Below are 23,172 nucleotides of genomic sequence, written 5' to 3'. Positions count from 1 at the left end.
GGAGGAAAGAATTATGAATAGTTTTTCAATTATTCAATACTTGCTCGTATTCATCGTTACATTTATTGTTGCGATTGATCAATTCAGTTTCCTTGAATCGCTATACCAACCAATCGTTGTTGGTCCCGTTGTCGGAGCGATTTTGGGTGATATGAAAACCGGGCTTGTTGTTGGGGGAACATATCAATTAATTCAAATTGGTAGTATGCCTGTTGGGGGAGCACAACCACCAAATGCAGTTATTGGTGGAATCATGGCAACAATCTTTGCAGTTTCCATGCCAAGTGTTGATCCAAGTGCCGCTGTGGGGATGGCGGTTCCATTTGCACTATTAGGTCAATATGCTGTAACAACAGCCTTTACCTTAATGTCACCTTTAATGAAGAAAGCGGATGAGGCAGCAAAAGCTGCGAATCCAAAAGCCATTGAACAAATCAACTATATCGGAATGGGTTTAATCGGGCTTCTCTTTGCAGTAATCATTATGGTAGGTATGAAACTTGGTGTTTCCTTTAGTGGAGCAATCGTTGATTGGTCATCCAATAACAGTTGGTTTATGGCTGGTCTTGCAGCGGGTGGTAAAATGATGCGTTATGTCGGATTCGCAATTCTTATGAAGATTATGCTTTCCGGAGAACTCTGGGGATTCTTCTTCCTTGGATTTGCATTCGCTACGATTATCAGTAAAGTTCCAGGACTTGGTGGTTCCGCATTGCTTATTATCGCAATGATTGGTACCGCAATCGCAATCTACGATTTCCAAACAAATACAAAACTACGTGACTTAACAGCAGGTGGAGGTGATGAAGATGGAATCTAATACATATAAAGATCTCAATCCAGCGCAACAACTGGATAAGAAAACATTAAATAAAATGGTTTGGCGTTCACTCTTCTTACAATCATCGTTCAACTATGAACGTATGCAAGCAGGTGGATGGCTCTACGGTATTTTACCTGGACTTGAGAAAATTCATACAGACAAAGATGATCTCTCAGCATCCATGGAACATAACTTAGAGTTCTTTAATACGCACCCATTCCTTGTTACGTTTGTAATGGGTATTGTGCTTTCACTTGAACAACAAAAAGCTGATATTCCAACCATTCGTGCCGTACGTGTTGCGGCTATGGGACCACTTGGTGGTATTGGGGATGCGCTCTTCTGGTTAACATTAGTACCAATTACGGCGGGACTTACTGCTAACATGGCAATTAATGGAAGTTTAATGGGACCAATCTTATTCCTCTTAATCTTCAATATTGCGCAATTTGCAGTTCGTTACTTCTTAATGCATAAATCGTATGAGCTTGGTACAAACGCTGTATCACTCTTTACAGAAAATGCGAAAGAGTTTACACGTGCCGCAAGCATTCTCGGTGTATTTATTGTTGGGGCACTTGTATCAAACTATGGTGCTACATCCCTACGTATTTCAATTGATCAAGGTGGTGGGGCCTTTATTAACTTCCAAGAAGTCTTGGATGGTATCTTACCTCAATTGATTCCGTTAATTATTACACTGATGCTCTTTGTACTTGTTAAGAAACACAACTGGACCCCTACAAAATGTATTGGATTATTACTTGTAATGGGTCTTGTAGGTACTGCATTTGGTATTTGGGCTGAAGACTCGGGTGCACTTGATGCAAACGGTAATCCAATCCAAGGTGGTTATACACCAATTGTGGAATGGTATAAATTACCGACTCCGAAAGAAGCAAAATAATCAGAAAATCAGGGATGCTCGCATCCCTTTTTTATTTGTCCAGATAATGTAATTTGTGTAGTTTATGTAGGTTTTATAACATCTATGGTGTTTTTTATGACAGATAACCCATTCCAAACGGACTTGGATTATACAATGGTTCTATCAAAGAATGGAGAACCAGTTATGAAAAAAACCTTACAAAAACTAAGTCTTGGACTTATCACCGCAGTTTTAGTATCGACAACATTTACCGCAGTATCTGCGCAAGAACCAACCATCGTCGAAGATGTCATCATCGACCAAAAATTTGCGCATGCATCCGGACGTGTTGATTCCGACTTTTTCTATTATGAAGTTGTAATCAACAATAACGGGAAAAATACCGAACGCTTTGATGGTTATGACTTTAATGCCAACTTCAGCCTTAAAACCGCTCCTGAGGGACGACGTTTAAAATATGTCACCAATGCAATCGATCATGTCTATTACAAGAAAGATTGGTATGGCGGGGACCGCAAAGCCGCTACTGCGATGGTATGGGATAATGAAGAAGGACAATGGAAAGTACCAAACCCTTGGGTTGATATTGATGGGAATCCATTGGCAACAGTAACACCGGGGAATCCAAATGGCATTCGACTTCGCATGTTTGATACCGGTAAAGGTGCCTTGGCTCTACGTCCGAAATCTGAAACACCCCTCCCTGAAACGGGTCTGTCTGGTCCGTACCAATCCCTTTTGAATGGTGGTTGGAATTTAAAAGAAATCTCATTTAACAGCAAAGACAACAACGTGCTTGCATTTGATTTATTTGATGGCGAAACAAATATCGTAAATAATGGAAAAATCTTTGAAATCAGCCAAGAAAAAGATGAATCATTATGGCCTCATGCCCATGGTGCTTGGCATTCATTTAGCTTCGGTAATTATGTTTACTATGAAGTGGAAAATGATGCAAAGATTTCATATGAGCCTTTAACCATTCAAGATTCTTATAATCTTGATGAATCACTAACACTCAGCACATCAGCATCCATCACCGCACCGGTAACGTTTAAATTAAACTATCAATGGCAAGTAAGTGCCGATAACGATGTCTTTACCGATCTTGAAAACGAAAACGAAGCAACACTTTCACTTCAAGCAACAAAAGACAACGATGGCGCATTCTACCGCCTTGTGATCGGTGTTGATCGTTCAAGCACCGAAGTTACAACAAATGCCGTACAACTCAATGTAAATAAAAACCTTCTCTCATTTAATACACAATTAAGTGATGTTGTAAATCCTAAGTCACAATACCGTTATGCTCAAGAGTCCGTAGGAACCTTACCAACCCTATCTCATGAAACGCATGAGTTTATTGGATGGACTTACGATCAAGAAGGATTACAACCTGTAACAGAAACCGACACGCTTGAAGGGGATACTGTTTTATATGCTTCTTGGAATCGAATCCATGCATTAGAGCTTGTGGTCGATTCAAGCATTGAATACAAACTGGGTACTGTATGTGAAGAAACAGACTTCCTGCGAGATATCAACGCTCATGTGCGTCGTGTGGATGCATCCCGTATGCTTCCACAAATTCAACTAACTTCAAATTTTGATACCGTTGTGAATTTAAACCAACTTGGCAATTATGAAGTTACAGTATCCGTTTCAGATCCCACAACTTATAGTGTTTCCGAACAGAAGGTTATGGTAGGAATTGTGGATGGCGATGTGGAAACACCAACACCATCACTTCCAGAAACAGAAACACCCATTAAACCCAATCCTCGCCCGGAAACAAAACCCGAAGTAAAACCTAACTTACCACAAGGTCCAACACATATACAATCCGAAAACAACCTTGAAGAACGTGTTGAAAATGGAAATATCACAACATCAAAAAATACGGTCTTTGTAATTAATGATAACTCGGGACAGATTCATAGTAATGATGCGGTCGATATGGATTCACTTCCTAATACAGGAATGAATGCGAGTATCAAACCCTTTATCGGTCTTGGTATTGTCGTAGTTGGTATGTTCATGGCGACACGTCGCCGTAAAGACTAAAAAAACCCATTCCAATTGGAATGGGTTTTCTTTAACTAAGCTTCAAGCTCATCAACATGCGTTGCATATTGATAATCATCAAGGTAAAGCTTAATGTAATCTTTAATGAGGGCATCCGCATGATTCTCTACGATACCATCTTTAATACGACGGTATTGGTATGGCATGTATTGTGAGATCAATGTCATTGGAATTTCCACAGCATCTAAGTTTGCAACAAGTTTTGTAATCGCTGCTTGAACTGAAGGTACCGGCAAGTAGTAACGTGCACGATCACTGTAGCTGTATTTACGTTTAATAAAGAGTTCTGCTTCGGTCCCATGGTAATGTTTTTGCCAGTTACCCGGTTGGTCAAGCATTGCTGCTTCTAAAACATCCACAAAGTTTGATGGATCCGTACAGATTTGGCTTTCGATATGTGCAAGGGCAAAGAGTGCTTCACGGTATGCAAACGTTAATGCTGGCCCAACCTTCAAGATTGTGATACCATCTTCAACCATTTCACGTAGATGTGTCGGTGTTTGATAGTCTGTTGAATGACCTTCAAATACAAATGAATCAAATTCACGTTTTAACGTATCTGTAAGTTCTTTTGCATTTTCACGATTGTATTGGAATAAATCCGCATCACCAAACTCAACACCCGGTTGTACAACAATACCAATTACTGAATCAAATACTTTTTCCACATTGGCTGCTTTAAACGTTTCTTGGAATACACGGTATGTTTCTTTAAATGCTTCAGGAGATGTTACTGCTAAAGTATCTTCTTCCTCTTGAGCACCACCTGGAATTGGCACTTCACTACCAATAATAAATGCAGGGAATACTGCTTCGGGATCTTCTTTGAGTAAATCATCATAAGCTTCTAAACAAACTTTTGCCATCATTGCTGAACGACGTGCAATAGTTTCATTTGATAACACTTCTTCAGTGCTATCATCTGCAACACGCATTGATGTATCTAAGTGAATTTTTGTAAAGCCGGCACGAACATAAGCATAGACTAAGTCACATGCATTTTTCATTGCTTCATCTTCATTTAAATCCGTCCATGTTAAAGGACCTAAATGGTCACCACCAAGAATAATGCGTGATTTGTCATATCCAACTTTGTCGGATAATTCATAAACAAACGCTTTAAAATCAGCAGGTTGCATGCCTGTATAACCACCAAATTGATTTACTTGGTTTGCAGTTGCTTCGATTACTACTGAAGAATTGTGTTCTTTTGCGAACTCTAATGTTGCTTCAAGTACGGGTCCGCTTGCCGTACATGCAGAATAAACACCCACAGGACGTTTATTGTTTAATAAAAATAATGGATTTTTTTTCATCTATGTCACCTCTCGAGTATAGATTATCATGTTCAACGTAACAGTGATTTAGTTTAATAAACAATTCAGTTGTACTTTTCGATTTACGTTTGAAAAATGCAAACGAAACATTCGAAAGAAAAAAACGGCCGAAGCCGTTTTATTAATAAGTCTCTTTTATTTCTTTTGGTTTATCGATGAAATTTAAGAATAGGTTTAAGAGAATTCCAACAATCGCCGCTAAACTCATCCCTGTTAATGACGTTTGTGATGTAATTTGAACACTCGCACCACCTAGACCAATCACCAACATGGATGCAACGACAACCAAGTTTTTCATATCGGAGAGATCGGTACGATCTTTAATCAGCACCTTAATACCGTTTGATGCAATTAAGCCGTAAAGCACAATCGTCATACCACCAATAACAGCCCAAGGAATGCTTGTGATAAAGGCTTGAACCCAACCTAAGAATCCAAGTAAGATTGCGAAGATTGCAGCCAATCCGGTTACATACACTGAACCAACACCGGTCATTGCAATAACGCCTGTATTTTCACCGTAAGTCGTGTTAGCCGGACCCCCAAGGGCAGCCGAGACAAATGTAGCCAATCCATCACCTAAAATAGTACGGTTTAATCCTGGACTATCAAGATAATCTTCACCCGTAATCTCACCGAGAACTACGTGATCTCCAATGTGTTCCGCAATCGTTACAAGCGCTAATGGTGCGAAAGCCGCAACGGCTGTGAAATCAAGTTTATATGTTCCAATAAATTGGAATTTTGGAATTTGGAAGAAACTGTATCCTTGGAACACGGTACCCAGATCCACCAGTCCTAAAGCAACTGATGTAAAGTATCCTACAAAAATAGCGACTAAGAATGGAACAACTTTAATAAAGCCCTTTCCTTTAATTGAGACGAGCACAACACTCATAAATGTTACAAATGCTACTAAAGGAACTTTCCAAGCAGCACCCTGTACACCAAGATATTTACCTTGTTCTAAGAGAACATCAATACCCATTAAACCTGCTTCTTTAACCGCTGTTGGTGCAAGGGATAATCCGATAATCACAATCATCGGCCCTACAACAACGGGTGGTAATAATTTCTTAATCCAACCACTGCCCGTAAATGTAATGATGATGGAAACAACTAAGTAGATAAGACCTACAACCATAAGACCGGTATAAGCACTTGCTGCGCCTCCGGTTGAAGCGATTGCGGCAGCAACACTTCCAATATATGCAAAGGAGCTTCCTAAATAAATTGGAACCTTAGCACCTGTACATAGAATGTAAATCAAGGTACCGATACCACTTGCGACCAGTGCGACCCCTACATCCAATCCCGTTAAAAATGGAACGAGAATGGTTGCCCCAAACATCGCAAAAACATGCTGCAAGCTTAGAATAATCCACTTGCTTGTTGAGCTGGGTTTTTCTTGAACCCCGACTGTAAGATTATGACTCATGTGTAAAACCTCTTCTTTCTCCCGTATGGTCTTTTATACAAAAGGACACCCGAAGGTGTCCTTTAAGTTTAAATAAGGTAAAAAGCAGCTTTATGCATCATAATACAAAAGTTGACTGCGTACCTTGTTGTGCTCTCTGTCACAACTTAAAGGACTCATACTATCGAGATTATAGCATAGGTTTAAAGATAAATACAACCGTAATTTAAAGATCTTAATTGTTCTGGGTATCCTTACGATTCGCGAAGATGAATAATTTGGCCAAACGCAAACGTTATCGTAACCACCATAATGACATTCATCACCACTAAAACAATATCAAAGATACTTGGGAGTGCTAAAGCAAGAATAAATAAGATGAAACACATGATAATAATGTAACTCATAAATCCGGTGTTTTTATTTAGGCGAATGTTATTGCGGTTAAATAAAAATACAAGCATGATTGATCCACAAAATGCTGATGATAAGAGCATATAAGGGACCTTGAAACTCGTGTCAATCACACTTGGACCAAATACCGAGAAGACATAGGCAATCACCGTCATAGTAAAACATCCCAAAAAGGTACTTGAGTGGAACGTATCATCCAAACTCCGCAAAGCCCCTAACATCACAACAAACGCCAGTGTGGGTCGAAAGCAATGAAATACAATCCCCATTAGAATGATAAAACCAAACGTAAACAGATTGGACATCACAACTTCTAAAGCAAAACGCATGCGATCACAATCATCTTCATCAATATACCCGTATTTATAAAAATTATGACTTAGTTTCAATGATATTTTTTTCATGTAACACCTCTATTTGTATTATATGAAAAAAAGATACTTGATAAATCGAAATGGTTTATATTGTATCTTTTTATGCATATTATGATGATTTGGAAAGGATTAGCGTTAATTTGAAATAATCATCTTCAATCTTGCTATCCATTTTCCCCATATATTTTTCGGTTGTTTCTTTCATGGCAACCATTCCAAAACCACGTTTATCCCCTAACCGTTTTGATGACAGATAAACGCCATCTTTTATACGTGGCATTTCATGAAATGTATTCAAGACTTGAATCTTACAGAACTGACTGTTTTCTTCAAGATATAGTTTGACGACCCGTCGTTCACACTTACCTGCAGCTTCTATCGCATTATCCAATGCATTCCCAAGCAACACCGTTAAGTCATAGGGTTCAATTTGAAATTCAGAAATACCAACCCGCGTAACAAAATGAATATGTGGGTTTTGCGTGATTTTAGAGTTTACGATTGCATTTATAACCGGATTGGGAGTGTTCACATACGTCTTTAAAGCTTCATGATGAATCAGCTCATGAATGTAATTTCGCGCTTCATCATCCTTTCCCGATTCAATCATATAGGAAAGTGAGGCCATGTGGTTTTTAAGATCATGTTTAAGTTTCATGACTTCCACATCGGATTCAACACGCTCCACTTCTCGTTTTTGATAGAGATTGAATGCATCGATCATCGTTTGATATGTCTCGTTTTTTACTTTCATTTCAAAATAGTTACTGATAATCATAAACATAATCGAGATTAAGATTGTTTGGATAATAATAAAATAGAAAATAAGATTTTTCGAAATAATGTAGTCCTGAGTTAACACAATATCAAAAAGGACGATAATTACGAGCAGATTAACCACGAGGTAACCCAATGTATAGTTGGAAACAAAAATATCTTGAGTAAACTGCTTGGGGCCTAAAAATCGACGCAACAACTCAATGAGAATGATTGTAATGGTCTTAATACCAAACATCACAATCATTCTTAATTCGGTTGCCCCCATTAGCACATCAACATGAATATTGGTAATTTTAACGACTGCGGAAATTACCAGAATCGTGATAATACCTAAGAGAAGATAATAGACAATGGCGGACATTACTTTCGCAAACACACTACCATCAAACAATACAAACACATAAACAATTAGTAAAACACCCATAATAATCGAAACAAAAGAAGAAAACGCGGTCGAAACGGTGGCACTAAAAATCAAAAAGGATGTTAGGAAGGTAACACCCCAGAATTTAAATTTATGATTATCTTTAGTTGTAAGAAAGACTTGCGCAGCTCTAAAAAGCAACAATACATCTAAAAGACAAAACAATGCTTCCCCAATCAGCATCATGCCTTCATTTGTCATCTACAATCGCTCACTTTCTACTAAGAAATCTAAATAATTTTGATATAAATTTTTAAACTGACCGCGCGATACTTCAATTACGTCATCATATCCCTTCAGTTTAATAACGCCCTTTCGCATTTCTTGAATATACATCATATTCACAATATAGCGACTGTTAGGTTGGATAAACATTGATTCAGGCAAACTTTCATAGACCTTCGTCAAACTGGTGGACTTCATAACATACGACTCATCTTGAGTATAAATCGTAATATTACGGTTTTCATAGAGCGCAAAAACAATCTCCATAAGCTCCAAATTTAAAATCCCCGAATCAAATTTAAAAACAATACTATCGCGTTGGGTTAAGCGCGTCGTAAGCTGAATTAACGCCTCTGGCAACTGTAAATCCAATTCTTGCTTTAAGATATAGTCATAGACATTAAGACCAAAAGCGTCCTTAATATAGCCCTCATAGGAGGTGATAAAGATAACGACTGTACTTGGACTATCCAAAGAAAGACGTTTCGCTAATTCAACGCCATTTCGAGAACCCAATTCGATATCCAATAAAACAATATCGATCTTGGTCTGTTTTACACACGACAACACATCATCTGGATTATCAAAGATTAAGACACGATAATCAATATCTCGGCTAAGCAGTGTTTGATTCACAACTTCCCGAAGACGATCATGCATGATCGTTTCATCATCAACAATTGCTATTTTAATCATAACCATACCATTCCTTTGCCTAAATTATAGCATAACCTTTCCCTATAATTGAACCATAAAAAAACCTTGGTCCGTTACTAACCAAGGTTTTTTATTATTTTTTCTTTGGTAATTCCGGCTTATAGAAAGACCATAGCGATAATGTTGTTGCTTGATCTGAAATTTTCAACAGACCCTGTACAACGTGATTAACTATTTTTTTCATTGGCCTCCTCCTTCCGCCCCAAAAATCTGTATTGCTTCACATCCCCTTGATCAAAACAAATTTTGGTACGATGTGCTTCGTTTACATCATTTATAGAATGCAAACGGATCGTTATTCGTAATAACTGAAGTAACAATGCTTGACTATATGGTCAAGTATAACCAAGCGATAAAATCGATTATGTGCGATATAATGATTTATAGGAAGTCAATATATTATTTAGAATATCCCACCATACCTAAATAAGAGCTCCGAAGTGTGTTCATCTTCGTTTAAACATTCCTAACTGTTACTTAACTTCATCGAAAAGCAGTCGTCTCACCAAAGACGGTTGCACACGATTCATCACACACTGATGAATCATTATTATGGTGTGTGCTGCATACATACAAAGAAGGTTATGATTTTTTTTTGTATTGTTATGCTAACCTATAATAACGGAAGAATGACATATTTTGATATTTTATGTATAATTTGTATGAAATTAAGGATATTTTGTATTTTTACACAAAAAAAGAAACTTGAGGTGCCAAATGGACACGAAATATTTACCTGGATTACGAATTCTCAAAACAACCCTTGCGGTTGCAATTTGTCTTATTGTTGCTTGGACATTAGATTATCCTGCTCCCTTCTATGCAGCAATTACTGCCGTATTGATGATGAAATCATCCCCTGAGCATGCTGTACGTGCTTCACTCGATCGAATATTAGGTACCCTCTTTGGAGGGATTATCGGTATCCTCTTTCTTCTTATTACCATCTATTTTAATATCCCTAATGATTCCTTAGGATACACCGTATTGATTGTACTGGTACTACTGGTTGATCTTACGTTATGTAAAATATTAAACCTTCGCGAATATGCAACATCCATGTCCGCAATTTTGGTTCTTGCGGTACTCCTTAATCATAATGGCACACAAGGGGATGCCATCCAATACATGATTCGCCGGATTCTAGAAACATTATTCGGAATCTTTATCTCGGTCATTATTAATAAGTACATTAATCATAAAGAAGACCTGTCTTAAATTTAAAAAGTCTCAACGACCGCAATCGTTGAGACTTTTTTAGTAAGCTACAATTCCATGTAGTAGCATCTGCATTGTATTTTCGACGGCTTCTTTTTGCGTTACATTTCCCACATAAACCTGAACCCATGCAATTGAAACATAATTATTGATGGTATTGATAATCCATCCTTCATTAACGTTTTGATTCAACATCTTCTTTTTATACATTTTAATTACAACAGTATAAAGGGGCTTAAGGATTGCATGACATTCTTGTCGAAGTTCATCCGAATTCAGACCATCCGGATAATAATATAAGAAGTACACGCGATCACCCAATTCAATCAGTACATCTACAATATCTTTTAAAGATTCAAATAAATCCAGTTTACGTTCAAGTCCCTTTAGGGCTGTATCAATCTCCTCAATACAAGCGCGAGCCATTACGTCATAAAGCTCATCACGCCCTGTAAACGTACGGTGAAACGTCGCGCGACTGATACCGGCATTTTTTGCGATATCATTTACCGTAGCGGTCGGATTCATAATTATAAAGGGCACAGTTCTTCGAATAATTTCTTGTTGTTTCATCATAACCTCTTTGCGACATAAGTGTGTCATTCCACTTATAATACAACTGCCACATGGACAAGTCAAGGAGATTTGCGGTCATTTTTCACACTTATTTCATAATTAAATTGATTCCGTATCAAAACAACAAAAAAAAGCGCACTTAATCGCGCTTTCGGTACTTCATATAAACCAACTGGCCCTTTGTATCACTTTCAATTAGATCAAGGTGGTGGCTGTTTATCGATTCATCAAATAATGGAATCCCCTTCCCCAGTAAAACCGGAGCAACCGCAATCCAATATTCATCAATAATCGCTGATGCCACAAGTTCTGAAACTAACATTCCACCACCAACAATCCAAAGATCCTTGCCTTCTTGTTGCTTTATGGCATTCAGTACTCCAACAACATCGTCCGAGATGATTGCCATGTTTTTACGCAGTTTTATATCCTGTGATGAAACAACATAGGTAAAGGAATCCTCATATGGATAGACATCCGGTGAAAGTACTTCTGTAACCTGTTCGTATGTTTTCCGCCCCATGACGACGGTATCAATGGATTTGTAGAACCAATCATAAGTATCATCATCTAAAGAGTTATAAGGGTCTAACCAATCAATAGCTCCCTTCTCATCCGCGATATAGCCATCCAGACTCATGGCAATGAATAGTTTAATTTTTCTCATCATACCACTTCCTAAGTTCTACGAACTAGTCTTCGCGCATCACTCTACCCGTCATCGCATCAATTTTAATATCGATCGATTTTTGATGTGCACCAACAATCTCAACCTCATAGACTAAGGCATCATCCTTCTTCTTGAGTTCAACTTCCACAAAATGTCCAGGCTTAACTTTTAATGCTTGATGCATTGCATCCGAAACAGGAATCACCGTATCAAATTCATCCCGCGTAAATCCATCCCGTTCAACCTCAAGCTGTTCTTCATGGTCCAAGTATTCATTTGTCTCCGAAAGAATGGCATGATTACTATTAAATACGATTTCAACTTCACTATCTTCAATCGCTGCCTTAACCTCATAGACTCCCTCTTCATGAAGAGGTCTGTAGGCAACTTCCGTAATGATTGATTGTTCATCGTGTAACGAGAAATAAAAATCAAGTGCATCTTCGAAGGAAACTTCAGGGAGATGGTTTGGATTTTCTGTATTTGGTTTGATTGGTGGAAGCTTTTGAACTTCTTTATCAACGGGATGTGGCTTTATCGAAGTCGCAGTTTTCCCGCGATCGGAGCACCCAGCAGTAATCCCTAACATCAAACAAATACAAATGATCTTTCTCATGTCGACAGTCCTTCCTCATTATCTTCTATTTACATTTTAGCACACACATCTCATAACAACTGTGTGTTGTATTGTGATTTTAATAAAAAAGAAGCCGAAGCTTCTCTATTTTAGAATAACAGTGGTTTCACAACATAGAAGAACAGTAAAACAATTACCCCTAAAACAATTCGATAAACACCAAATGCTTTAAAGTCATTCTTCTTAAGATAATTTAATAGGAAACGGATTGCGAATACCGAAACGATAAAGGACACAACCATTCCGACAACTAGTAAGCCAAACTCAGAGAACATAAATCCATTCCCTTTAATGAAGAACTTCGCTAATTTTAAAATACTTGCCCCAAACATAACGGGTACTGCCAAGAAGAATGTGAATTCTGTAGCGACAATGCGGGACACACCAATAATCAATGCCCCAACGATTGTTGCACCGGATCGTGATGTCCCTGGGAATACAGCTGCAATTAATTGGAATAGTCCAATAATCAATGCCGTTTGATATGTAATTTCAGAAATTTTTGTGATTTTTGGTTTCGCATTTTTATTGCGATTTTCAACAACAATGAAAATTACCCCGAATAAAATTAACATAATTGCGACAACGGTCGGATTATACAAATGTGCGTCAATCCAGTCATCAAATAGAATTCCAACAATTCCAGCTGGAATGCAAGCAACCACAATCTTTAACCACATATTGATGATGTCTTTTTCGACAGTTATGTTTCCCGCTTTATTTTTCTTAAATGGGAACAGCTTATGCCAATAAATAACGACCACGGCGAGAATTGCACCTAATTGTATCACCACAAAAAACATGGATTTAAATTCAGGTCGTGCATTCAATTTTAAGAATTCATCTACAAGAATCATATGACCTGTACTACTGATAGGTAACCATTCTGTAATTCCTTCAACGATACCGAGGATTATAACTTTTAATAACTCAATCAAACTAGAGTCCTCCTATTTATATTATGTCTATTACAGACTATGATTAGAATAACATATTGAGGACTTGTTGTGATGAATTTGGTGTAAATTTTAGTAAAACATCATGATTGTTATTTTATGTGATTCTTTTTATCACTTATAATTCGTAACACAAGACCTAATCCTAAAAGTGTATAACCACGATATTGAGGTGTAATACCTGTTTGCGGTAAAGATTCACTTGCGATACCAAAATGAACTACTGGTTTTTCAGGTTTGACACCTTCATCACGTGATGGTGGTGAAACAGGATCTTTGGGTTTAATAATTGGTTTTTTCAAATCGTCAATTGGTTTTAATCCCCCATCTACAGGTTCTTTTGGTTTTATTGGGTCTACAGGATCCGCTGGTTTTACGGGATCTACGGGATCTTTTGGTTTTACGGGATCCACGGGATCTTTTGGTTTTACGGGATCTACAGGATCTTTTGGTTTTACGGGATCCACGGGATCTTTTGGTTTTACGGGATCTTTGGGATTTTCGGGATCGATTGGATTTGTGGGAACAACTGGATCGATTTCTATGGGTTCCGGTTTGGCTTTAACCGTAACCGCGACGGATTGTTCTTCACCATCTTTAGTGCGATAACGGATGTCCGTTTGACCTTCTTTAAGCCCTTTAAATATCATATCCTGACCATTATTTTGAGGTGTTCCTTCAAGATATGCTTCATCCCAAATCCATTTTCCTTGAGCTGGTTTCGGACTGAGTTTAAAGGTATTCCCTACTTCAACGTCCATTGAACTCGGTAAGTTTTTAATGACCAAAACAAGTTGGTTCAGGGATTGTTTGAGCTTGTCGACCATATTATCAATAAGATTTTGATCAATCCCTTTTTGATTGCGAAGTGTTTTCGCTTCTTGAAGTGTGGTCATTAAGTTCGTAAAGGAAGTTTGGGTGTAATCGGCAGCATTTAAATTGGATGCTTGACTGATTAGAATATCTAATTTTTTCATATCCAAGCCCCCTACTTTTACTTTCGCAACGGCTCGTGTTCCATTTTTAAGTTCCGCAATGACTGCAGCTTCACCAGCATGCTCCCCTGTAAATTTAAGGCCGGCTATGCTCACGTGTTCCTCGTTGCTTGTAAGTAATCGTGTTACAACTTCAGGATTGCTTGGATCATCGTTTTCTATTGTAAATTTCGGAGCAACAACCGTTCCCGAATTAATTTCGTAGACGTTTTTCTCAAAGCTTAGCGTTGGTTTGTATTGTGGTTGATCCACAACTTCAACCTCATACTCTAATTTTTCATACGCATTTTGAACCGTAATTTTTGCTTTACCGTTTTGATGGGCTTCAATTTCGCCCGTATCAAGAGCTGAAACAATGTGTGGAGCATCCGAATCAAAGGTACGTGTTCCCTCTAACTCATAAGATACAAGTTTACGTTTTTCTCCAACCTTCATTTGAAGTTTCAGCGATTCTTCTTCAAATACTTCGATAAGTGCAACAAGATCAATGCCATTTTTATCTTGGATTTTAATAAAAGTCGCTCCAGGTTTAATGCCCGTTACAAGTCCTTTATCATTCACACCCGCAACATCACGATCTTCCGATTCAAACGTTGGTGTCTGCCATTTAAAATTACCTGGTTCAAGTTGAATTTGTTCACCCACTTTTATTTTAAACTCATCCACTTTAAGGTGTGGTTTGGGTGTGCCGGGTACCACAGTTTTATAATTGGATTCAAGCATTCCGGCATCAACTGCGGATATCACAACTTCTTGACCTTTTAAATTCGTCACATCCACATCAAAGGCATGACGGGATACAAGATCATAGGGTGTATACTGTTTCTTTAGCGGACGGTTTACTTGGACTTTGTCATTATAAACAGGATAAAGGGCAGTTTGCGTTAAAAATGTATTATCACTGCTTTCCACATGCATCATCACCGTTCCATTTTTTTCTGTAAACTTAATTTTATCTTGTGGAATGACCGGTTTTGTATGATCGATATGAATTGTATGAACAAGTTCTTGATCAATTCCTTTACGATATCCCAAATCAGCACTGATTTTTAAATCATAGCGACCTTCTGGGAGCGGATTTTTATGTTGATCTAGGCCTGTAAACGTTGAGAAAGGCCAGAAAAGGATGTTTGGAACTTGTTTTCCATAGGTATTGTTGTAGAAGGTTTTACGAATATTTGGACGTTCTTCTTTCATAATGACCTGTTTTGTTTGTTTGTTGGTAATTTCCATGGTCATGGATTCAACATTTCTTAATTGACCTAAATTAATTCCATTCAACTTATCAAACAAGCCATCTCCATTTGGAGAGAGTACAAAACGACTTGGATTTGTATGAATCATCCGACGATCAAAAATATTACCACCCATGGGCATTTTGTCAGAACGATAACGGTGTGCATAGTTACTTGCACGGACACCCATCTCATATTCCGCGGCATGATCAAAGAGGGGTGGCTTTTCCCAATCACCATAAAACGCTAAGAATGGAATGCTGATTTGTGGATGACTGGCATGCGTGAGTTGTACAAAACCTTCCACATACGTGCCATTTTCAAATTCCTGGTTGAGTCGATTTTTTTCAGCTTGGGTAAGTTGAACGGTAATCGATACATCCTTTGTTTCCTGCGGCTTTACCGTCACCGATGTAGATCCTGAACGTGTTACATCCGCACTTCGGTTATCATCCGTCATAAACACACGTTCGCGATGATCATCCATGATACTGCGTTTGATTGCGGGTACACTCACTTTTTCTTGAATTTGATACGTTTCGGCTTGTGTTCCGATATTGGTAACTTTAAATTTTAACGTATAATTACCCGTTTTGTTTTGGTCATCTCCCAATTCGATTTTAGGGCGATTGGAGCCATCATGATTTTGCTTGGGATCAACACTTAAATAAACTGGGGTCTTAATAGCAGCATTAATATCCATCATCCCTGCCCCTTGTTTTCGAACCGGTTGGGGCGCACCATCTTTTTGTACAATCGGATGGGCGGTACTCATCAATAGATTATTGGTAAGTTCCATCTTTTGAATGTTGGTAAGGCTTCCAAATTTATCATTTAAGTATTGTTTCATTAATGCGGATGCCCCTGCAACATGCGGTGTTGCCATGGATGTTCCGGACATCTCATCATAATTACGTCCATTTAATCGGGGCATCGCGGAACGTATCCATGCCCCTGGCGCTGAAATTTCTGGCTTAATACTAATGTTAGGGGTTGTCCCGATACTGGAGAAACCAGAAAGGGTGACTTGAGTTGGATCAACGGTCTTACTTCCCGGACGATATTTCGTATTATTCACACTTGCTACAGATACCGGAGACGCATACGTTGACGGACTCCCAACAATACCGTGGTCGGGATCTGAAGCAAGCGTTAAATCATTCCCATATAAGTTTTTCTCAGAAGCGGACATGGCATTTCCTGCCGCAACATCAAGGACAATACCGTTATCTCGAATACGATTATACATATCGTTTGTAGGCTTGTAGGCATCATGCATAAACCCCGCATCACTACCCAAACTCATATTAATGACATCAACGCCTAAATAAACACAATCTTCCAATGCCGATACCAAGCTAATATCACTGGCCCCACCGCCTTTATCGCTAAACACTTTAAAAATCATGAGTTGCGCCTCCGGTGCAACGCCTCTAAAATCTGCTTGATCTTTTCCCGCTACAGTTCCTGCAACGTGAGTTCCATGGGCTAAACGTCCATAATTATGCGCACTCGGATCAACAATCGGATCGTTATCGGCATAGTCATAAACAAATGGAACTTTATCATTGATATAAACATGATCTACAGTAAGTCCGGGTGTATTGGCTGTCGCCTTGAGTTTTTTATTATTTAAAACCGTTTGGATCTTTTGTTTATTAATTCTAAATTGTGTTGGTGCTACCGCAAAGGCAGGATGTCCTGTATCAAGACCCGTATCCAAAACCGCTACCACTGTATTCTCACCTTTGTAGTGTGATTGCGTCCAAACGGTATCCGAACCAATGGTACGATTACTATCAACCATTTGTGGTTCGGGAATGTCATAGGTTTGACTGACAAAAGCACTCTTAACGCCCTCGATATCTTTTATTAAATTAAGATCATCCAAGGATGCTCTCAGAGAAAAACCATTCATAACCCGCGTAAAATTACGTTCTACTTCCACATCCTTTTGAATCACTTCAGAAATCTTATCAACTACAACGTCATGAGATTTGATTAAGTTTTCTTCGAGGTCTTGAGCTTGTTTGGTTTCTGAAAACGCCCCTAAACTACCAACCCTATGGATCTCATTTTCGTAATCTAAAATTGGTCGTGCTTCCAGTTCTACGATAATATCGACTGGGTCACTGGGATCAACTGAAACCTCAGATGCTTCCTCTTCAACATCCGTCGCTTCTTCTTCCAGAATCGCTTGAACGATCGATATATCATCCACTGGTGTGAGTTCTGCACCAATTCCTTCGTCATTTGCACGGATATTTGTGCCGGTTGTAATCACTAAAAGAAGTGAAAGAACTATGGGCATCATCGCTTTAAATCGTTTCTTCATAAAATCACCGCTATCCTTATATATAGTATTTATTATTTTCTTTTTTTTATAATACATGAATTATTTTTTGATAGGTTAAGATTTAAGAAAGTTTCCAAAATCATCAAAAATCGCGTGATTTTATATCAAATTCAGAGAAATTTAAGTACAACATTGCCCATATAAAACAAAAAATGTCTCTTTAAAGACACAAAAAAACTCTCGTTTCCGAGAGTTAGATGATAATGTTTTAATTAAGCAACTTTAACGTTGATAGCTTTATCACCACGTGTATCACTTTCAATATCGAAAGTAACAACATCACCGTCATTTAAAGTTTTAAAACCATCGCTGATAATTCCTGAGTAGTGTACGAAAATTTCTTTTCCACTGTCAGTAATGATGAATCCAAAACCTTTATCTGCATTAAAGAATTTTACTTTTCCTGATTCCATAAGTATGCCTCCAGTTCTAGTTAATTAAGAAGGTCATGCTTACCTTGTTCACACAATTGCAATGAGTATCTTATAACTTCTAAAGTATATCACAACATCTTCCCAATTACTACTAAACATTTAAACTTATTCATTTCTCACCAAAATCCCATATTTAAAAGTTTCATCCATTTATCTTGTTGCTTCCAACAATCTAACGTAAAATTAATCTATAGAAATGAGGATGCCTATGAAGAATCTATTTAAATTAATAATCAAAGTGGTCTTAGCTTTTTTACTGATTGTTCTAATTGTGCTGGGTGGATTTATAACCTATGCTTTTGTTACCGATTATAAGCCTGAGCCGCGCATTCAACTCGAGATTGATCAGGGAACCCACCAGTCCACGATTACAACGGATAAACTCTATTCAATTTTAACGTATAATATTGGCTATGGTGCTTTAGGAAAAGATCAAGACTTCTTTATGGATGGCGGAAGTAAAGCTGGGGCTGATTCCTACGATGAAGTGATGACAAATATGGATGCGATCAATCAATTCTTCATCAAGCAAGATCCTGATTTTGCGTTCTTTCAAGAAGTTGATTTATCCGGTAATCGCAGTTATGACATTAATCAGTATGAATTGTTGCGTAAAACCGAATACAACGGTATTTATGCTCCCAATTACAAAGTGAAATACGTACCGGTTCCTTTTACACATCCAATGGGTGGAGCAGAAAGTGGTATTGTAACCCTTTCAAAATCCGTTCCAACGCTTTCTGAACGTTATCGTTTCGATGGAGAAGAACCAATAATTAAACAATTATTTGATCTAAAACGAGCATTTAGTATGACGCGCTATCCAACGGATAACGGTAAAGAACTCGTTCTTATTAACGCTCACTTCTCTGCTTTTGATGAAGGCGGTAAAGTCCGTGTTCAACAACTTGCCCAAATGCGTCATGTGCTTGAAACCGAGTATGCTCAGGGAAATTACGTTATTTTAGGTGGTGACTTTAATCATGAGTTACCGACAACGGATGCACAACAATTTCGTTGGACGGATGCTTATCCAGATTGGATTATGAAGCTTCCTGACGACTTTGCCCCCAAAGGGTATCATTGGGGTGTAGACCCTACAAATCCTTCGGTACGGGCCGTCGATAAGGCTTACCGTCCTCAAGAGACCTTTACCGCAGTCATTGATGGTTTCCTCGTATCGGATAATATTGAAATCAAGCAAACAATTGGACATGGAACACTTAACTTTGAACATTCCGATCACAACCCGGTATCCATGACCTTTAAGTTAAAATAAAAAAACGTAGCCATACGGTTACGTTTTTTACTAGGACCAACGTTTGGATCAAGCATACGATTGCATCCAATTGTCTTATCTTTAATCATGGGGTAAATGATCGACTAATTTCTTAAATACAGCATGACCTAACGGTTGGCAATGAATCACGTCACTTTTAAAGGTATGCATATTTTCAAAGCGGAGCGTCATTTCTGAATCCTGTACAGTAATGTGATAGTCATTAAAATCATAACGTTTTTTGACACGAAAGAGTTGGTACGAAATAATACGGGTATCATCCAGTTCAAATCGAATGGCATCCTTAAGAATAATAAAGTAAATACACAAAATAGAGACAACCCCACCAAGAGATACATAGATGCCTAAAACATTGGCCCAATCAAGGCGTGTTTGGTTTTGAAGGATCAATGTAAGCACGCTTAAAAAAACAAAGATTATTAGAGCACTTAGAAGATACCTGTTTAAAACACGTGTCAGAGGTCGTTTAAACGTTCTCATCATGACCCTCCTTTTTGTAAGATTATACAAAGTTAACACGAAATTTTAGTTAAGAACGTGTGATATTTTTATACAAAAAAAACACGTTTCAACGATTGTCGATGAAACGTGTTTTGTATATTATCTATTGAATTGTGAGAAGGTCTGCTGTTGAGGGATCAACAGCTTCATCTTCTTTATGAAGTGTAATGGTTTGTCCTGATGTAAAGATAAAAGGACTTACTAAGGATTTGCCTTGTGCTTTCACAAAGTCGATATCAACATGCGTTAAGACATCGCCTTGTTTCACCTTATCACCTTGTTGTACTACAGCATGAAATCCTTCACCTTTTAATTCTACCGTATCAATACCAATGTGTATGAGAACCTCAAGCCCTGAATCCGTTAGAATACCGAATGCATGACCTGTAGGAAAAATCATCGTAACCTCTCCACTCATTGGCGCAACAATTTCACCATCTGTAAGTTCGATTGCGTAACCATCACCCATCATTTTTTGAGAAAAGACTTGATCTGGAACCGACGTTAATGAACGTGCAATTCCAGTTCCAAATGCTTTCATTGTTTCTTCTTTTTTCTTAAATCGTTCAAACATGGTGAACCTCCATTTATATTTTAAAAATTCTGTTCAAACTCGTACTTATGTTAGTAACGAAACCTACTCGTCAATACCTAAGATATCAACAATATTATTTTTATAGAGAATTGCTTTCGCGCCATAAATCGCTTGAATGCCATCTCCAACCACAAGTACATCCGTAGCACCAAGTGCTTTTAAACCTTCTTTGTTTACGCTATCTTGAGATTTTACCGCTACACGCAAACGTGTAATACATGCGTCAACATCTTCAATATTTTCTTGACCACCAAGATATTCAATAATCTTAATGGAGTCATCTTTTAATGAATCTTTCGTTGTAACCGCTGCTTCTGGAGCTGCCTCATCTTCACCACGACCTGGTGTTGGTACATTGAATTTCAAGATATATGTCTTGAATACAAAGTAATAAATTACAAACCAAAGTGCCCCTACTGGTAAGACATAGAGCCAGTGTGTTTTAGCTTGCCCTTGTAAGATTCCAAAGAGTAAGAAATCAATAAATCCACCTGAGAATGTGTTCCCAATTGAAATACGAAGAACATCCGCAATTAAGAAGGATACACCGTCTAAGAACGCGTGAATTACATAAAGGACTGGAGATACAAATAAGAACATAAATTCAATCGGTTCTGTAATCCCTGTAATAAATGATGTAAGTGCAACACCTAAGAATAAACCACCATATTGTTTGGCTTTATCTTTCGGTACACAGTGATACATTGCAAGACATGCTCCAGGTAAACCAAACATCATCGTTGCGAAACGACCTGCAAAGAATCGCGTTCCTTGTGTATAAAGACCGACATGGTTTGGATCTGCAAGTTGCGCAAAGAATATTTTTTGAGCACCCGCTACAGAAACACCATTTACAACTTCAACACCACCAAGCTCTGTAAACCAGAACATTGGATAGATCATGTGGTGAAGCCCTGCAGCACCACATAAACGCATTAAGAATCCGTAAAGGAATGTTCCGATAGGACCTAAAGTAGCAATAAAATCACCGCAACTTACAAGAAGTTGTTGGAAGGGAGGCCAAACAAGATAGAATGCGGCTCCTACAAAAATTGCTGCAAATGAAGTAATAATTGGCACAAAACGGGATCCTCCAAAGAATCCAAGAACTTGTGGCAATTGAATATTGTGGTATCGGTTATGGAAATATACCGCAACACTACCGATTACAATACCACCAATAACACCAGTATCAATCGCTGCCCCTTCAGGACTAAAAATCCCAAGAAGCGCCGTCATGGTTCCATTCATGACAAGATAACCAACAACACCCGCTAAAACCGCTGTTGCTTTATCTTTTTTCGCAAGACCTGCACAAAGACCAATTGTTAAGAGTAATGCAAGATTTCCAAATACAGTACTTCCGGCTGCAGACATAACTTGGAATACAGCCTGTAAGATTGGTTGATTTAAAAATGGATAAGCTGCTACAGTATTTGGGTTTGATAGTGCTCCACCAATCCCTAAGAGCAATCCAGCAGCTGGAAGGATTGCAATTGGCAACATAAATGATTTACCAATTTTTTGTAGTTGTTTAAACATTATTTCTCCTTAATCGCTTCTATAAAGCGTGTCGCAATTTCTTGAGGACGGGTAATGGCACCCCCTACAACAGCACTATGAACCTTTAAATCCATAATACGTTTTAATTGCTCGGGATAATGTATTTTCCCTTCCGCAATTACGGGAACCTTTACCGATTGAACCATCTTCTCTACCAGTTCAAAATCCGGTCCATCAACATTTTTAGAATACGATGTGTAGCCTGCAAGTGTACATGAAACACAATCGAAACCAATACGTTCTGCCTCGATGACTTCTTCAAGAGTTGAGCAGTCTGCCATTGCAAGACGTCCACCATCATGAATTTGTTTGACGAGGTCTTCCGTTTTCACGCCCATGGGACGAACACGGTTTGTTGCATCAAGTGCAATCATTTCACATTCCGTTTCAAGAAGTGCTTCAACCTCTTGATGTGTTGCAGTGATGAACACTTCACTGCCTTCATAGTTTTTCTTAATAATACCAATGACCGGTAAATCTACCATCTTTTTAATTTCATTGATATCATTAACCCCTTGAGCTCGAATCCCTACAGCACCTGCTGCCTTTGCAGCAATCGCCATACGACCCATAATCATCGAGCTTTGTAACGGTTCCCCATCAAGTGCTTGACAAGAAACAATAAGTCCGCCTTTCACAGCTTCTAACATA

21 protein-coding genes are annotated in these 23,172 nt (G+C 38.3%); 5 read left to right on the top strand and 16 right to left on the bottom strand.

Going from position 1 to position 23,172, the window contains the following annotated elements:
- The first annotated feature begins 13 nt into the window (after window positions 1-13).
- The 3 genes from AAG186_RS01455 to AAG186_RS01445 all read left to right on the top strand — a co-directional run bounded on the left by AAG186_RS01455 (window position 14) and on the right by AAG186_RS01445 (window position 3,776).
- A complete protein-coding gene (locus AAG186_RS01455; protein ID WP_161636976.1) occupies window positions 14-820 on the top strand; it encodes a PTS sugar transporter subunit IIC in 807 nt (268 codons plus the stop codon).
- Complete coding sequence (locus AAG186_RS01450; protein WP_125164136.1) at window positions 810-1,730, top strand: PTS system mannose/fructose/sorbose family transporter subunit IID; 921 nt, start codon at window positions 810-812, stop codon at window positions 1,728-1,730. The genes AAG186_RS01455 and AAG186_RS01450 overlap by 11 nt, the downstream gene beginning before the upstream one ends.
- A 165-nt stretch (window positions 1,731-1,895) precedes the next feature.
- The gene (locus AAG186_RS01445; RefSeq protein ID WP_342621868.1) at window positions 1,896-3,776 is read left to right on the top strand and encodes an LPXTG cell wall anchor domain-containing protein; all 1,881 of its coding nucleotides are present in this window, start codon (window positions 1,896-1,898) and stop codon (window positions 3,774-3,776) included.
- 35 nt (window positions 3,777-3,811) lie between these two features.
- Here AAG186_RS01445 and AAG186_RS01440 read toward each other — a convergent pair whose 3' ends face one another.
- The 6 genes from AAG186_RS01440 to AAG186_RS01415 all read right to left on the bottom strand — a co-directional run bounded on the left by AAG186_RS01440 (window position 3,812) and on the right by AAG186_RS01415 (window position 9,669).
- A complete protein-coding gene (locus AAG186_RS01440; protein WP_161636975.1) occupies window positions 3,812-5,113 on the bottom strand; it encodes a class II D-tagatose-bisphosphate aldolase, non-catalytic subunit in 1,302 nt (433 codons plus the stop codon).
- 142 nt (window positions 5,114-5,255) lie between these two features.
- Complete coding sequence (locus AAG186_RS01435) at window positions 5,256-6,572, bottom strand: solute carrier family 23 protein (protein ID WP_161636974.1); 1,317 nt, start codon at window positions 6,570-6,572, stop codon at window positions 5,256-5,258.
- A 233-nt stretch (window positions 6,573-6,805) separates the two neighbouring features.
- On the bottom strand, window positions 6,806-7,369 hold the full coding sequence (locus AAG186_RS01430) for an accessory gene regulator B family protein (RefSeq protein WP_331836764.1): 564 nt from the start codon (window positions 7,367-7,369) through the stop codon (window positions 6,806-6,808).
- Window positions 7,370-7,448: 79 nt separating this feature from the next.
- Window positions 7,449-8,744: a GHKL domain-containing protein gene (locus AAG186_RS01425; protein ID WP_125164131.1), complete on the bottom strand. Its 1,296-nt coding sequence runs from the start codon at window positions 8,742-8,744 to the stop codon at window positions 7,449-7,451.
- Complete coding sequence (locus AAG186_RS01420; protein WP_237558291.1) at window positions 8,745-9,464, bottom strand: LytTR family DNA-binding domain-containing protein; 720 nt, start codon at window positions 9,462-9,464, stop codon at window positions 8,745-8,747.
- Window positions 9,465-9,558: 94 nt separating this feature from the next.
- Complete coding sequence (locus AAG186_RS01415; RefSeq protein WP_018580021.1) at window positions 9,559-9,669, bottom strand: cyclic lactone autoinducer peptide; 111 nt, start codon at window positions 9,667-9,669, stop codon at window positions 9,559-9,561.
- A gap of 533 nt (window positions 9,670-10,202) precedes the next feature.
- Between AAG186_RS01415 and AAG186_RS01410 the strand changes: the two genes are divergently transcribed.
- Entirely contained in the window at window positions 10,203-10,703 is a 501-nt protein-coding gene (locus AAG186_RS01410) for an FUSC family protein (protein ID WP_125164130.1), read from the top strand.
- Between the two features lie 39 nt (window positions 10,704-10,742).
- Here the strand turns inward: AAG186_RS01410 and AAG186_RS01405 are convergent, their stop codons facing one another.
- From AAG186_RS01405 to AAG186_RS01380, 6 genes are all read right to left on the bottom strand, one after another.
- Window positions 10,743-11,279, bottom strand: coding sequence for a TetR/AcrR family transcriptional regulator (locus AAG186_RS01405; RefSeq protein WP_342621867.1), 537 nt, complete (start codon window positions 11,277-11,279; stop codon window positions 10,743-10,745).
- Window positions 11,280-11,418: 139 nt separating this feature from the next.
- Complete coding sequence (locus tag AAG186_RS01400) at window positions 11,419-11,949, bottom strand: dihydrofolate reductase family protein (RefSeq protein WP_161636971.1); 531 nt, start codon at window positions 11,947-11,949, stop codon at window positions 11,419-11,421.
- 22 nt (window positions 11,950-11,971) lie between these two features.
- Window positions 11,972-12,565 (bottom strand): PepSY domain-containing protein, encoded by a 594-nt coding sequence (locus AAG186_RS01395; RefSeq protein ID WP_342621866.1) that lies wholly within the window; start codon window positions 12,563-12,565, stop codon window positions 11,972-11,974.
- Window positions 12,566-12,675: 110 nt separating this feature from the next.
- On the bottom strand, window positions 12,676-13,524 hold the full coding sequence (locus AAG186_RS01390; protein WP_161636969.1) for an undecaprenyl-diphosphate phosphatase: 849 nt from the start codon (window positions 13,522-13,524) through the stop codon (window positions 12,676-12,678).
- A 110-nt stretch (window positions 13,525-13,634) separates the two neighbouring features.
- A complete protein-coding gene (locus AAG186_RS01385; protein ID WP_342621865.1) occupies window positions 13,635-18,107 on the bottom strand; it encodes a S8 family serine peptidase in 4,473 nt (1,490 codons plus the stop codon).
- A 233-nt stretch (window positions 18,108-18,340) separates the two neighbouring features.
- Window positions 18,341-18,541 (bottom strand): cold-shock protein, encoded by a 201-nt coding sequence (locus AAG186_RS01380; RefSeq protein ID WP_003775691.1) that lies wholly within the window; start codon window positions 18,539-18,541, stop codon window positions 18,341-18,343.
- A gap of 229 nt (window positions 18,542-18,770) precedes the next feature.
- On the opposite strand from AAG186_RS01380, the gene AAG186_RS01375 reads away from it, so the two are divergent.
- Window positions 18,771-19,841 carry an endonuclease/exonuclease/phosphatase family protein gene (locus tag AAG186_RS01375; RefSeq protein WP_342621864.1) on the top strand — a complete coding sequence of 357 codons (1,071 nt, stop codon included), beginning with the start codon at window positions 18,771-18,773 and terminating at the stop codon, window positions 19,839-19,841.
- Between the two features lie 81 nt (window positions 19,842-19,922).
- Here the strand turns inward: AAG186_RS01375 and AAG186_RS01370 are convergent, their stop codons facing one another.
- The 4 genes from AAG186_RS01370 to AAG186_RS01355 form a co-directional block, all read right to left on the bottom strand.
- The gene (locus AAG186_RS01370; protein WP_125164124.1) at window positions 19,923-20,342 is read right to left on the bottom strand and encodes a hypothetical protein; all 420 of its coding nucleotides are present in this window, start codon (window positions 20,340-20,342) and stop codon (window positions 19,923-19,925) included.
- A 124-nt stretch (window positions 20,343-20,466) separates the two neighbouring features.
- Window positions 20,467-20,937, bottom strand: a complete 471-nt coding sequence (locus tag AAG186_RS01365; RefSeq protein WP_161636966.1) for a PTS glucose transporter subunit IIA — start codon at window positions 20,935-20,937, stop codon at window positions 20,467-20,469.
- 63 nt (window positions 20,938-21,000) lie between these two features.
- Window positions 21,001-22,500 carry a PTS transporter subunit EIIC gene (locus AAG186_RS01360; RefSeq protein ID WP_161636965.1) on the bottom strand — a complete coding sequence of 500 codons (1,500 nt, stop codon included), beginning with the start codon at window positions 22,498-22,500 and terminating at the stop codon, window positions 21,001-21,003.
- On the bottom strand, window positions 22,500-23,171 hold the full coding sequence (locus AAG186_RS01355; protein WP_161636964.1) for an N-acetylmannosamine-6-phosphate 2-epimerase: 672 nt from the start codon (window positions 23,169-23,171) through the stop codon (window positions 22,500-22,502). Before AAG186_RS01355 ends, AAG186_RS01360 begins: the two co-directional genes overlap by 1 nt.
- Between the last annotated feature and the right edge of the window lies 1 nt (window position 23,172).

Source organism: Erysipelothrix sp. P66 (assembly GCF_038682365.1).
GTDB classification, from domain to species: Bacteria; Bacillota_I; Bacilli_A; order Erysipelotrichales; family Erysipelotrichaceae; genus Erysipelothrix; species Erysipelothrix piscisicarius.
Note: the sequence above shows the minus strand (reverse complement) of the source record. Positions and strands in the feature narration are given on the sequence as shown.